This window comes from Gilliamella sp. X-46 (genome assembly GCF_057063525.1).
Window position 1 is genome coordinate 251,405 of record NZ_JBXSQH010000001.1, and the last position, 13,392, is coordinate 264,796.

Below are 13,392 nucleotides of genomic sequence, written 5' to 3' on the forward strand. Positions count from 1 at the left end.
TGTTATCCGCTAAACTCGCATCAAACCCTTTTCGGTTATAGGGTTATATCCGAAATAGTCAGCGTGCAAACACACTAAAATCATTTTAATCTAACCACAAGATTAATTAATGTTATCTAACAATGGCAAAAGAATTAAAAGAAAGTGATTGGTTATGTATCGCAACAGAGGGGCGCTCAGTAGATGGGCGGGAAATGATGCGGGAATGGTTGGCCAGCGCCGCACAAAATTACAATTCAGATTTTTATAGTGCTGTAATTTGGAATGAGCACAACCACCCCTTAGATCGTGTGTACCAGTCAAATCTAGGTTTAGTGCTAGAACTGAAAACCGAAGAAGAAGACGGTAAGCTAAAACTGTATGCAAAATTAGCGGCAAATAAATTTTTATTAGCATTAAACGACGACAATCAAAAGCTATTTTGCTCCGTTGAGATTACCTCCGACTTTCCCGATGTTGGTCAGTTTTATTTAACTGGGTTGGCTGTTACTGATCAGCCCGCATTACCGGGAATATCACAACTGAAATTTAGTAAGGAACGTGGGAACACCTACACAGGACTACACGAATTTAGTTTATCTACTGAACAACAAAACACAGGATCCAACACAATGACAGAAGAAGAAATTCAAGAGCTAAAAGAACAGTTAGCGGCTCAAGCCCAAAAAATTGAAGAGCTAGAAGCCGCATTAGCTGAAAAAGACGCGGAAAAAGCCGAAAAAATTGCGGAAGAATTAACAGAGCTTGCAAGTGAAACATCAGAACAAGCCGAAACCGTCGCAGAAGAAGTAACCGGCGAAGTATCTAAAGAGGAATTTACTGCTTTAAAAAAAGCAAATGTTGAGTTAACAAAAAAATTCGATGCTTTAGAAAAAAAATTCAGTCGAGCAATGACATTTAGCTCAACACCAACCCCGGACTTAAAACCAACCGTTGGTGCTGATTTAAAAATGTTTGTTTAAATGCCGGTTTTAACAGGTTTATCCAATAAAGTATCACAATCACAGGTAAAACAGGATTATATATGCTAAATCAAAATGCCGAGCAAATGCTGGCAAAATATATACATAATTTTTCATTAGCTAGTAAACGTGCTGATGTTAAGAAGTTGTTTTCATTAACTCCGCCCCAAGAAACACGACTACGACAAGCGATCATGCATCAGGTTGAATTTTTATCAAAAATCTACTGCGCAGATGTCGATCAAATTGTAGGGCAAGTTGTTCGAACAGGTGTATCACAATTATATACTGGTCGCAAAAAAGATGCTCGCTTTAGCCGTAAGGTTGGCATTGAGGGTAATGAATATAAATTATCAAAAACGGATTCTTGCGCAGTACTGACGTGGGAGCTACTTAGCCAGTGGGGGAACTCGGGGGCTGAAAATGAATTCTTTAGTTTGGTACAAACATTTATAGAGCAGTCTTTTGGGTTAGATATGCTGCGGATCGGCTTTAACGGTACACACATTGCCGATGAAACAGATCCAGATACATATCCTAACGGGGAGGATGTTAATAAAGGCTGGCATCAAATTGCGAAAGAGTGGCAAGGCGGCAAGCAAGTTCTGACAGATCCGGTTACTTTAGGTAAAAATGGTGATTATAAATCATTAGATGCAATGGCGTCAGATCTAAAAAACAGCATTCGCCCAGAGTTTCGTTTTGATCCTCGCTTAGTTGTGTTAGTTGGTACGGATCTGGTTGCCGCTGAATCATTCCGACTATATCAGCAAGCTGATAAGCCGACTGAAAAAATCGCCGCTCAGTTACTATCTGATTCTGTAGCGGGTATGCCGGCATATATCCCGCCATTCATGCCGGGCAAGCGTATGGTTGTCACTACATTACAAAATTTACACATTTATACGCAGCGTAATACTCGCCGACGTGCAGCCGAAGACGTTCAAGATCGCGAAGCGTTCGAAAGTAAATACTGGCGAATGGAAGGCTATGCGCTAGAAATACCTGAACTGTATGCCGCAATTGATGAAAACGCTGTCACAATCGAGGGCGAGCAATCGGCGGAAGTTAATCAGCTGTAAAAAAGAGGGTTGGCATGTTATCACCAATGCAAAGGCATCGAACCAAAGTACAAACACTAAACGAAATGCAACCACAAGCTGCGGTTTGTTCGTCATCACTTAGTTTGCATGTTTTAAATGAAGCACTAAAAAAAGATGCCCAGTATTTGCGGTCGCTGCCAACCATCAAAGAACGGATTGAAGAAAAACGCAACGTACTATTACCGCGCTGGCAACCTTATGCTCAAAGCTACATTGAGCAGGGGGAAGCTTATCGAAATCCAATTTTAAGTTATTGCATTGTGTGGTTATTTGATGTTGGTGAGTTTGATTTGGCAATCAAATGGGCGTTTATTGCTATAAAACAAAATCAACCAACCCCTGACAATATAAAAAGCCATTTCCCCGCATTTGTTGCCGATCAGATTTATTCTTGGGCGGAACAGCAAGCGGAGCAAGGGAATGCAATTGAGCCGTATTTTTCAATGATTTTTAACAAAGTAGCTTATGAATGGCGCATACATGAAAAAATAAAAAGTAAGTGGTTTAAATTTGCTGGGCTGTTTGTTTTACGTGACGAAAAAGGACAACCCCGCGCTACTGCGGTTGATGATATAGAAGTATTGGAAAAAGCGGATCAATTATTGGCACAAGCTGAAGCTATGCATGTGCATGCACAAGTTAAAACTATGCGAGCTGGCATTGCTAGCCGAATTCGGGCGTTATCCGATCCAGACTACACAGCGAGCCAGCGCCCACAGGATGAAAAAAGAGATTTTCTAAATCATCTTTTCAAATCCTGAACGGGCGCTTTTTTAAGGATAGTCATGTTTAACGGTTTAGAAATCGATTACCAAGAAATCATTATCCAGAATGATGGTTTTTGGCCAGATATCAATATTGCCGACTTTCAAAAGTCGCGCAGCATTACAGCAGCAGTTAGCGCGGATTTAATCAGAGATGCGTTATTAACGGCAATTAGCGAGGTCAATATCTCATTAGAGCGATTTAAAACCAAACACGTTGCCGGCGGCGTGGGCGCAATAAATGACATTAAGGGAATTAATTCAGATGGTATAAATAGCGTTACTGCGCTGTATAAAAAGGCAGTTTATTCACGTGCAAAAGCTGATTTAATCGGTGAGTTTGTGGCGATTTCAAATGTTAAACAACAAATTGACGCAAATCAAAACGAAATGGAAAGCAAATTGTTAGCAGAGGGTACAAGAGCAATTAGAGCCATTTTGGGCTATCGTCGTAGTTCGGTGGAATTAATATGAGTTTATTAACGGAATTAACCAAACACTTAGTCGATAACCTGAAACCACGCAGTCATAGCGGTTTGACGTTCAGCTCATTTATGGACAATTTGGAAATTGATCGCGTATTTAAGCTTGTAACAAAACAGCCGACGGAGCAACTTTTATGCGCAAAACTGAAATACGATGCGGTAATAACATTTGACGAATTCCCGTACCGAATTTATGACCCGTGCCTTGTCTTCGCGTTGGTTATGTGTTGGCTTGAAAGCAAAAACCGGGACGATGCGCAATTTGATAATGTTAATCCTGATATTGACGTTTCAGAAAACGACGAACAAACCGCTTACTTAATGATTGCTGTACCGTTGTCAGAAGATATCACTTTAATCGAGGATGAGAACGGATCAATACCGTATAAAGGCAAGCGTTACAAGCTCGGACTTACAAGCGTTTGGGCACATCCGGATCAGGTGAATGTTAATGCAAATTAGTGGCGAATTAAACAAAGCTCAACTAAAAGAGTTACAAGAAGCTATTAAAAAGCTTGAGATGCCACCAAAGAAAAAACAACGTCTTTTGTGGCGTATAGCAAAGCTGGGCATGATTCCGGCAATAAAAAGGAATATTAAAGAACAGAAAGACTTTAATGGTTCTGATTTTAAAGAAAGGAAAGGCAAGCGTAAAAGCCCGCTTTTGAAAAAAATAGCTAAACATATAGCGGTTAGAGAAATGCCGGCGATTGAAGCTGTAAAACTCTATTTTAAAGGACATTATAAAAGCACGTCGGATAAAAATATCCCAATCGGTGTAGTTGCTGATGTGCAACAAAATGGGCGGACAATTCGACAAAATGCTAAGCAATTTAAAAAGCAATCTAATAGCAAAAAAAAGGGTTCGATTACAAAACAACAAATTAAAAAATTAAGAGAGCTGGGACATACGCACTCAAGAAAAGGAAAAGAAGTTAAATCATCGGTTAAGTGGCTTCGTGAAAATTATTCAAAGGCACAGGCGGGCGTAGTGATAAAAAGAATGGTCGATGAGCTAGTTAAGCAGTTTTGGTCAGTAAAAATTCCTAGCCGTGCATTTATGGGTATGACTGATAATGAATTTTCCAAAATATTAGAACGACAGCTTAAAAATATTAGCTTTGGCTGGGATGTAAAAGCCCAAAACATAAAACGAGGTAAAAATTAAATGACTTGGCCAACAATTACAATTAATCAATTAAATCTACTGCAGGGCGAAACCGACGAAGTAGAACGCCGATTTTTGTTTATCGGCAATGCGGGCAAAAATAAAGGGCAAATTATTTCAGTCAATGCCCAAACTGATTTTAATGGCGTGTTGGGTAATGATGACAGTGCGCTAAAAAAAGGCGTGTTGGCTGCATTAGAAAACGCAGGGCAAAACTGGTTTGCCAGTATTGCTATTTTAAACGACGGGCAAGATTGGACTGATGCTGTAATGCAAGCCCAAAAAATCGGATCGTTTGAAGCGGTTGTTTATGCTGAAAATATCAACACGAAAGCCGAAATCAACAAAGCGATCAGTTTGCGCAAGAATTTAATTGCTAAGTATGGCCGTTGGGTTCGGTTTATTTTGGGTATTGAGGGACTGCAACCAAACGAAACGTGGGCACGATATGAATCACGATTGGCTACATTGCAAAACGGTATTGCTGAATATGCAATTACACTTATACCCATGATTTGGGGCAATGAACCGTTTGTCAACGCCGGGCGTTCATGTAACCGCTCGGTAACTATCGCCGATGCACTGGCACGCGTTAAAACTGGCGCAGTCAGCAATTTAGGTAGTGACACTTTGCCGGTCGATTCCGCGGGGGTTGAATTACCGCTAGCTACATTGCAAACACTAAACGCAAATCGTTACAGTGTGCCAATGTGGTATCCAGATTACGACGGCATTTATTGGGCAGACGATCGCACATTAGACGTTGAGGGTGGTGATTATCAATCAGCCGAGACAGTACGCGTTATCGATAAAGTCGCACGTAAAATTCGATTATTAGCGATCGCCAAAATTGCCGATGCCTCATTCAATAGCTCAGCTAATTCGATAGCTGTACATCAGCAATACTTTGCTAAGCCGATGCGTGAGATGTCAATAACATCACAGATTAACGGCATTGAATTTCCGGGTGAAGTTAAAAAGCCAAAAGATGGCGACATTGTTATCACGTGGAAAACACCCAAAACCGTTGATATTTATGCAGTTGTGCGCACGCGTGATATTCCAATGCAAATCACTATCAGTCTGATGCTTGATGCATCCTTAGATCAGTAATCAGGAGTATAAAATGGGTTCAAGAATTACAGGGAAATCGTTTGACGTCAATTTTGGCGGTGAATTAATACAAGTTAAAAGTGTGACATTAACTATCACTGATAATAGTGCCGTTGCATCAACTAACGGCGTGCCAGATGGGCATATAGCTGGATCGGTAACAGCGGAAGGCTCTATCACGTTGACTAGTAAGTATTTTAATAAGCTGGTAGCGATAGCTAGAAGTTTTGGGTCGTTTCGTGCTATGCCCGCATCTGATTTTATGTTTTATGCAGATACTGGGGACGAATCACAAAAAATAGAGGCATTCGGCTGCAAGCTAAAAATTTCGGATTTGTTAAATGCGGATAAAAGCGGTGATGATGAAACTACGCATACTATTGATTATATAGTGACATCGCCAGATTTTGTTAGCATTAACGGCGTGCCGTATTTGTCAGCGACCGATACACGCAATTTATTAAATAACTAGGCGGATTCCGACAATGACTGATGAAGATTCACTATTGGTAAAAATCGGACTAGTGGGCTTTATGCTTGGTATAGCTAAGTTGCTGGCCGGTGATGAAGCGATTACATGGCGCAAAGTGATTGGCCGGTCGTTGCTGGGAACGGGGTCATCACTGATAGCCGGGTTAATCATGATTCCCCACCCTGCCGCGTCTCAACTTGTTATTGTTGGTGCTGCGGCGCTGCTCGGCATTTTAGGGCATTCGCTCATCGAATGGGTGGTTATTACTTATATTGATAAGAAAACAAAAGGATAAAAATTGATGAAATTGATGAATTTGTCAGAACACTTTAAACGCTCAGAATTTGCATGTAAGTGTGGTTGCTGTTTTGATGATGTCAATCCGTCCCTTGTTGAAGTTTTGGAGGATGTCAGAAATCATTTTAATGCCCCAACAATAATTACTAGCGGTTGCCGTTGCAGGCAGCACAATCACACAGTAGGCGGAAAACAGCACAGCCAACACGTTTTGGGTAATGCTGCTGATATCAAAGTAAAAGGCATTAAACCGAAAACCGTGGCCGATTATTTAGAATCAAAATACCCGGATAAGTTCGGCATTGGTCGATATATTACATTTACCCATATTGATGTTCGGGTAGTTAAAGCTCGCTGGGGTTCAAATGAATAAATACAATCTGGCGATTATTGTGTTGCTTGTATTATTGATTTTTTGTTTTGGTATTTATTTTTCATCATTACAACACGATAGCAAATCACTAAAACAAATAAACAAGCTGAATTTTGAAGCAAAGCAACAACAATCAGTTATTAACAATAAATCGCAAGAGCTAGAAACTAAATTACAACAGGTAAAAACGTATGAACGACAAAATAACAAGAAAGCGCAGACCTTTGGCAATGCTGTTAATAGCAATTGCATTAGTCGTGATTTTGTCGAGCTGTTCAACAAACAAACAGCAGATTACGAGCAAATTTTATCAACAAAACACATTAACAAGGTGCGTTGAAATATTGCCGAAAATTGAGAACAACACAACAACGGCAATACAAAATGCACTAATTGAATGGCGCAGTATTTATATCGACTGCGCACTTAGGCATAACACTTTAGTAGAAACAATAAACGAGGTACAACATGGAAATCACATTAACAATTAGCGGCAAAGATATTACTTTTAAACCAACAAAGTTAGCTTATAACACGTATATCAACGATGTCACGATGAACGACAAAATTGCACCGGCAACAAACTTTTTACGTCGTACTGTTGTGCCAGAGTGTAAAGAGGTTTTAAACGAAATTTTAGAAAATCATATTGGCGCAGCATTACAGATTAATGAAAAACTTATCAAACAATATGCGCCCGACTTAGAGATCGAAGTAAAAAACTAAATCGGCGAGTAAGTAGAATTGAGAAGAATTCGTTAGAACAATTATTGATTTTACGACGCTACTATCTGCCGGCTGAGGATGATAGTAGCGAAAATCTCGCCCGTGCGGCGTGGCTAGATAATCATTTAGCAGAGGTACAAGCGGCAGCAGTAGCAAACGGTATCGGCAAAGCTTTTAAAGGTGTTAAATAATGTCATCATCATTAGATTTTACAATTAGATTAACTGATCGCGTAACTGCGCCGCTTAAACGCGTACAATCGCAATTTAAGTCATTTAACGCAACTGCTGCCAGCTCATTTAAAAAAATTGGCGGCGGCAGTATTGCCCTTTTCGCTGTTGCTAAAAGCATTACTGGTTTACTCTCACCCGCCGAAGAAATGGATCGGGCATTAAAAAACGCAAGCTTGGGCGGTGTTTCGTCAATTAATGAATTGCGAACAGCGGCAAAAAAATTCAGCTCAGAATATGGCACAAGTGCGCTTGATTTTGTTAACTCAGCATCATCAATCAAGGGTGCGTTATCGGGCATTAGTGATGCAGACGTACCGCACGCTGTAGCTGCGATGAATATGCTGTCAAAAGCAACCGGCGAAAGCGTGGACACATCAACCGCGTACATTGAGCAAATGGCAGCGAGCTACAAAGGCACAGTTAATAAAATCGGCCAGTTAAATTTTGCACGTCATGCGGCGGGTATTGCTGCATACGCTAAAAATAATTTTAACGTGTCAACCCAGCAACTGCAAAGCATGATGCAAAAAACCAAAGGCACGGCGGCGAATAACGGCGTAAGCATGGGAGAGCAAGCTGTTGTTCTGAGTATGGCAAGTAAAAGCCTTGGTGCAGGTGCTGCGGGGTCATATGCCGCGCTGTACAAAAATTTAGGCAAAGCGGGGAAAGAACTCGGACTATCGTTTGCTGATGCTAACGGCAAAATGCTGTCAATGCCTGAAATTATTGACAAAATCCAAGGTAAATTTGGCAAGGATTTATCAAAAAACATTAAAGCACAGGAGTTATTAGATAAAGCCCTTGGTGCGGGTGCTGATATTGTAAAAACCTTGGCGAATAACTCAGATGAATTAAATCAACACGTCAAAGAAATTGGTAAGGGGCGGAATTTTAAATTAATGCAAAAGATGGCTCAAGGTAATGTTAAACCGTTGGAGCGCATTAATGCTCAATTTATGAATATTAAAGAGTCTATTGGGCGTGCAGTATTACCGATTTTAATGCCGGTTATGAATGCTATTGGTGGCATTATCGGCAAATTTGCTAAGTGGCTGGAAATGTTTCCAAATATTGCTAAATGGATCGGCATAGTCACCGTCGCGCTTATAAGTTTGGCGGGTGTTGCTGCTGTGTTTGCAATTATTTCGGGTGTTATATCGTTACTACTTTCCCCGATAACACTAATTATTATCGGGATTGCTGCCGTGATTGCTATTTGTTGGGTTTTTCGTAAACAGATCGGTAACGCAATTAATTGGGTGATTGAAAAAGTAAAAGTGCTATGGGCTGCGTTTAGTGAAACGTGGGCGTTTAAGATGATATCCGGTTATTTAAAATTCACCGCAAAAATGTTTTTCTTTCTTTTTAAAATTGTCAAAGGTGGGATCATTATCTGGTTTTCTCTACTTTCTAATGCGATCGCTATGGTGTGTAAATTTTGGGACAGTATAAAAGACTCTATATATATTCAAGTGCTTATTGCTGCATTCAACGTGTTATCGGACGCTGTTTGCTGTGTTTTTGAGTTTATCGGCGATACATTTTTATCAACAATAGATGATTTAACAGCCGGTTGGGATAGTTTTGTTGAGTTTTTTACTAATGCTGACGCATTTTCAAAAGTCGGCGATGCATTGAAAGAAGCATTTTGGGATGCTTTTAAAATAATTAAAAACAAGGGAATAGATGTAATTAACGATATTATTAAAGGCTTAAATTATGTCCCGGGCGTTAACATTGAGCTGCTTGAATACGAAAAAATCGACGCGCCCGAAGAATCGCCGATCGGCACTGCAAAATCACCGATTACTAGTACGATCGTGCGTGACATCGATCATGGTGGATTGTCAAAAGAGATTCAAAACAGTAAATCGCAAAATATCGATAATAGTAAGAATATTCAGTCAGTCACGATCAATAATTCGCAGCCGATGACGCCGGCCCAACTGCAAGAATGGGAGCAGCTTTATGCCGGATAAGTATTTTGATTTACTCATTGCCGATCGTGATTTTTCGTTAAATAGCGGTTATGAGCCGAACTTAGCAAAAAATCAGCAAAGCATCGGGCAAGATATTAAACATGCAATTATTGAAAGCGGTTTAGCTACTGAATTGGTTGCAGAGCGATCCCCTACTATGCGTTACGACGTTTTCACTAAAATTATTTTATTAGTCGAAAGCGATCGCCGCATAGTACCAGGCACTGCGCACATCAAAGAAGAAACCGCAGAACGGCTTTATCTGACTGCTGACACGTACGACTTTGGAAAAATTGGAGTAACGATCAATGGCTGATTATCAAAAAATGTTTGAAAAAATACTGCACGATCATGGTATGCCAGTTGACGAAAACGCCGCTCGTAAAGAGTTCGAAGAATTGACAAAAGCAGAGGGGTTAATCACAAACACATCGAAATACTCCCCATTTTGGCGTTTGATGTCTGCGATTGTGATACGGCCATATATTTGGCTAAAAGATGCATTTATCAAAAATGTATTAATGAATATGTTTTTAATGACGGCCAGCGGTCAGTTTTTAGATTTGTTTGCTAATGCCGTTAATTTAGAGCGTAAGCCGGCAACATTGGCAACGGGTGAAATTTTGTTCACTAAAGCAAATAAAAATCAGGCGGTTGTTATACCTGTAGGCACTGTGATTAGCTCGCCCGAAATTAACGGCGTTACATATCAATTACAAACTACTCAAGAGTATAGCATACCGGCAGGTGTTGAAGTCGCACGCATTCCAGTAGTGGCCGTCGGCAGCGGTGAAAACTATAACTTAGCTGCTGGTTATTATCGTTTTTTAGTTGAACAGATAGACGGTGTAACTGTTACTAATGACGATAATTGGTTGATCTTACCGGGTGCTAACATTGAATCAGATGATGATTTAAGAGATAGAACTAAAAACCAGTATAACTTTGTTGGTCACTATCATACTGATGCCGTATATCGTGGCATTGTGACAACAATTACGGGGATTTCAACAAAACAAGTTTATTTTGTGCATGATGCTCCACGAGGTCCGGGTACAGCAAATTTATATCTATTGCTAAATGACGGCGTAGATTCAAAATATTTTATCGATAAAGTTAACGATTACATCATGGGGCAAGGCTACCGTGGCCATGGTGATGATTTAAAGTGCTTTGCCGTGCCTGAAAAGAAAATTGATATTGCTGTTACATTATATTTTGAACGTGAACAACAACCGATCGACATTAATCAATATCTATTAAACGTTGAGCATTTTATACGTTGCGCATTTCGTCAGAATAACGACTATAACGTAACGCAAGTAAATGCGTATTCACGGTTTAGTATCTCAAAATTAAACGAAGAACTGCATGAGCAATTTAACGAGTTACATTCGATTGTATTTAACATCGGCGACATTGTCAGCGAGCTAGAAGTACCAAGACTTCGAACTCTAACAATAAATACCGAGGTCGCAGAATGAAATTAAAAATCAAGCTGCCGGTTTGGATGAACAAAGGCGAGCCGCTAAAGCTTGCTAATGCATCACTTAAATACTGGGATCGTATGTATCAATGGTTAAAATTCCCAGTTATGCAGTTCGACCCGTTAACATGTGACGAGCGATTATTATTTTTGTATGCCTATCAACGCGATGTTAAACGACTAAATAACGAGCCATTAACGTTATACAGAAAACGCATTAAATACGCATACGCCAATGCTGCAGATTCTGGATCGGTTATTGGGTTTAAAAATATATTTGAGCGGCTAGAAATCGGCACGGTTCAAATACTAGAACGCCAGTACGGCTATGATTGGGACGTTATCATCTTGCGATTATCTGATAATCAGTTAACAAATAATCGTGAATTATTAACGGAAATTATCAGGCAATACGGCCGAACCTGTCGGCGTTATTTTTTTGAAATTGTTCACGTGCAGCCGATGAAATTTAGATGCGGCGAGTTTAATAACAATCAACATTACAACGGTTCTAAATTTAATTTTAAACGAATACACCAAGCAACAGTAATTTTAAAAGTTGGCGGATTTGGTGAAGTAAAAGAATTTAATGGAGTACAGCAATGAGTAAAACGGCAATAGTAAAAACGGGCGAACAGTTTTTTATAAAACAGTTGAGCAAGTCGCAAGCGATAAAACTAGATAAAGTTATATTTGCTAACGTTTCAGGCATTAACGGCGACACTGAAATCAATGTTAACGGTTCAATGCCCGCCGCAAGTCAAATAGTACATACAGCACCAGTTACGCAATCGGGGTTATTGAATGATAAGACTGTGGTTTATTCTGTTATTCTTGACACTAGCATCGGTGATTTTTCATTTAACTATATCGGGCTTGTCAACGCAGAAACTAACACGCTATGCATGGTGATGCATACTGATTTAACACGAAAAATAAAAACTGCCGGACAACGTCAGGGTAATACGATAACAGAATCAATTTGGTTAGAAATTGATAATGCATCTGAATCTACGGGTATTACTGTCAATGCCCAAACTTGGCAGATCGATTATTCAAAACGATTGGCTGGCGAAGATGAACGTATTCGATTAACTAATTATGATTTATATAATCGATTAGCAATTCATGACGGTTTTGCAATAACAAAAAATGGCAATCAATTAACAGTGTCATCAGGTTTGGCATATGTTGCCGGTTTGCGAGTTGAGCACGCCACTCAAACATCGATAGAAATTGAAAACAATCAATCGTTATATATTGATGCGTGGTTAACTGGCGCTGTAACTGGTGAATGGTCTGTAAACTATAATTTAATTGCGGGCACTAATTTACGTGATTACGAACAAGATGGATTTAAGCACTATGTTGAGCGTGTAGCTTCAGTTGACGCAAACGGCAAGCTAGTTGTTGTTAAACCGAAATCATTTATCACAACGTACGATCATGCGACAACTGAAAAAGTGGGAATAGTTAAACTCAGTTCAGAAATTAACAGCACATCAGAAACCGAGGCGGCTACGGTGTGGGCTGTAAAAAAAGTGAATGATAATGCTGTTGCAGCAAATAATAACGCACTATTAGCGGATAACAACGCGAACAACGCACACAATAGAATCAATGCGATAACAGATAAATTCACATCTGGAGGCGTTGAGTCACGAGTGTACTCTAACGATAAACGTTTTTACTTGCTTGTTCGAGATGATGGCGTTGTGGGAATGTATAACTCTGTAAGAAAAAATTTGCCTTGGGGTTTTGCTGAAGATGGTGTCCTTGGTGAAGGTTATGTCCCAGCGCATCGGGTGTTAAATTTAGAGCAATATATTAGAAATTTTACACTGCCATCTGGGATTCCACTTCCGTGGCCGCACGATCGGCCGCCAGCGGGGTGGTTTGAATGCAACGGCGCTCAATTCAATGTAAATCAATTCCCAAGGTTGGGCGGTGTTTATCCTTGGGGGCTGTTGCCAGACCTTCGCGGTGAATTTATTCGGGGCTGGGATAATGGTAAAGGAGCAGATCCGTACCGGGTTATATTGAGTTGGCAAAATTTTGCAATTCAGCGTCATAATCACGCGATTAATGCCAGAACATCATTTAACTCGGCGGGAAATATTACGGCGTCAGTAACGCACGGAACGCCGCAAACTGGCTGGACGGAACTAACGGGCGATAACGAGACTAGACCGCGCAACGTCGCATTTATGTACATAGTTAAAGCAGAATAA

General features: G+C 40.2%; 18 protein-coding genes. All 18 read left to right on the forward strand.

What is annotated here, in order from left to right:
* Window positions 1–122: 122 nt before the first annotated feature.
* Window positions 123–962 carry a GPO family capsid scaffolding protein gene (locus ACYIAJ_RS01265; RefSeq protein ID WP_483557971.1) on the forward strand — a complete coding sequence of 280 codons (840 nt, stop codon included), beginning with the start codon at window positions 123–125 and terminating at the stop codon, window positions 960–962.
* 62 nt (window positions 963–1,024) lie between these two features.
* Window positions 1,025–2,044, forward strand: coding sequence for a phage major capsid protein, P2 family (locus ACYIAJ_RS01270; protein ID WP_483557969.1), 1,020 nt, complete (start codon window positions 1,025–1,027; stop codon window positions 2,042–2,044).
* Between the two features lie 14 nt (window positions 2,045–2,058).
* Complete coding sequence (gpM, locus tag ACYIAJ_RS01275) at window positions 2,059–2,826, forward strand: phage terminase small subunit (RefSeq protein ID WP_483557967.1); 768 nt, start codon at window positions 2,059–2,061, stop codon at window positions 2,824–2,826.
* Window positions 2,827–2,850: 24 nt separating this feature from the next.
* Window positions 2,851–3,303, forward strand: a complete 453-nt coding sequence (locus ACYIAJ_RS01280) for a head completion/stabilization protein (protein WP_483557965.1) — start codon at window positions 2,851–2,853, stop codon at window positions 3,301–3,303.
* A complete protein-coding gene (locus ACYIAJ_RS01285) occupies window positions 3,300–3,776 on the forward strand; it encodes a phage tail protein (RefSeq protein WP_483557963.1) in 477 nt (158 codons plus the stop codon). Before ACYIAJ_RS01280 ends, ACYIAJ_RS01285 begins: the two co-directional genes overlap by 4 nt.
* Window positions 3,766–4,482 (forward strand): hypothetical protein, encoded by a 717-nt coding sequence (locus ACYIAJ_RS01290; protein ID WP_483557961.1) that lies wholly within the window; start codon window positions 3,766–3,768, stop codon window positions 4,480–4,482. Before ACYIAJ_RS01285 ends, ACYIAJ_RS01290 begins: the two co-directional genes overlap by 11 nt.
* The gene (locus ACYIAJ_RS01295; protein ID WP_483557959.1) at window positions 4,483–5,595 is read left to right on the forward strand and encodes a DUF2586 domain-containing protein; all 1,113 of its coding nucleotides are present in this window, start codon (window positions 4,483–4,485) and stop codon (window positions 5,593–5,595) included.
* A 13-nt stretch (window positions 5,596–5,608) separates the two neighbouring features.
* Window positions 5,609–6,067 (forward strand): phage protein, encoded by a 459-nt coding sequence (locus ACYIAJ_RS01300; protein WP_483557957.1) that lies wholly within the window; start codon window positions 5,609–5,611, stop codon window positions 6,065–6,067.
* A 13-nt stretch (window positions 6,068–6,080) separates the two neighbouring features.
* A complete protein-coding gene (locus ACYIAJ_RS01305) occupies window positions 6,081–6,362 on the forward strand; it encodes a phage holin family protein (RefSeq protein WP_483557955.1) in 282 nt (93 codons plus the stop codon).
* A 15-nt stretch (window positions 6,363–6,377) separates the two neighbouring features.
* Entirely contained in the window at window positions 6,378–6,737 is a 360-nt protein-coding gene (locus ACYIAJ_RS01310; protein WP_483558403.1) for a D-Ala-D-Ala carboxypeptidase family metallohydrolase, read from the forward strand.
* A complete protein-coding gene (locus ACYIAJ_RS01315; RefSeq protein WP_483557953.1) occupies window positions 6,730–7,077 on the forward strand; it encodes a hypothetical protein in 348 nt (115 codons plus the stop codon). The genes ACYIAJ_RS01310 and ACYIAJ_RS01315 overlap by 8 nt, the downstream gene beginning before the upstream one ends.
* A gap of 128 nt (window positions 7,078–7,205) precedes the next feature.
* The gene (locus ACYIAJ_RS01320) at window positions 7,206–7,463 is read left to right on the forward strand and encodes a putative phage tail assembly chaperone (protein ID WP_483557951.1); all 258 of its coding nucleotides are present in this window, start codon (window positions 7,206–7,208) and stop codon (window positions 7,461–7,463) included.
* 44 nt (window positions 7,464–7,507) lie between these two features.
* A complete protein-coding gene (locus tag ACYIAJ_RS01325) occupies window positions 7,508–7,654 on the forward strand; it encodes a DUF6890 family protein (protein ID WP_483557949.1) in 147 nt (48 codons plus the stop codon).
* Window positions 7,654–9,675: a phage tail tape measure protein gene (locus tag ACYIAJ_RS01330; RefSeq protein WP_483557947.1), complete on the forward strand. Its 2,022-nt coding sequence runs from the start codon at window positions 7,654–7,656 to the stop codon at window positions 9,673–9,675. The genes ACYIAJ_RS01325 and ACYIAJ_RS01330 overlap by 1 nt, the downstream gene beginning before the upstream one ends.
* Window positions 9,665–9,991, forward strand: a complete 327-nt coding sequence (locus ACYIAJ_RS01335) for a DUF2590 family protein (protein ID WP_483557946.1) — start codon at window positions 9,665–9,667, stop codon at window positions 9,989–9,991. Before ACYIAJ_RS01330 ends, ACYIAJ_RS01335 begins: the two co-directional genes overlap by 11 nt.
* Window positions 9,984–11,159: a baseplate J/gp47 family protein gene (locus ACYIAJ_RS01340; RefSeq protein WP_483557944.1), complete on the forward strand. Its 1,176-nt coding sequence runs from the start codon at window positions 9,984–9,986 to the stop codon at window positions 11,157–11,159. The genes ACYIAJ_RS01335 and ACYIAJ_RS01340 overlap by 8 nt, the downstream gene beginning before the upstream one ends.
* A complete protein-coding gene (locus tag ACYIAJ_RS01345; protein ID WP_483557942.1) occupies window positions 11,156–11,767 on the forward strand; it encodes a phage tail protein in 612 nt (203 codons plus the stop codon). The genes ACYIAJ_RS01340 and ACYIAJ_RS01345 overlap by 4 nt, the downstream gene beginning before the upstream one ends.
* Entirely contained in the window at window positions 11,764–13,392 is a 1,629-nt protein-coding gene (locus tag ACYIAJ_RS01350; RefSeq protein WP_483557941.1) for a phage tail-collar fiber domain-containing protein, read from the forward strand. Before ACYIAJ_RS01345 ends, ACYIAJ_RS01350 begins: the two co-directional genes overlap by 4 nt.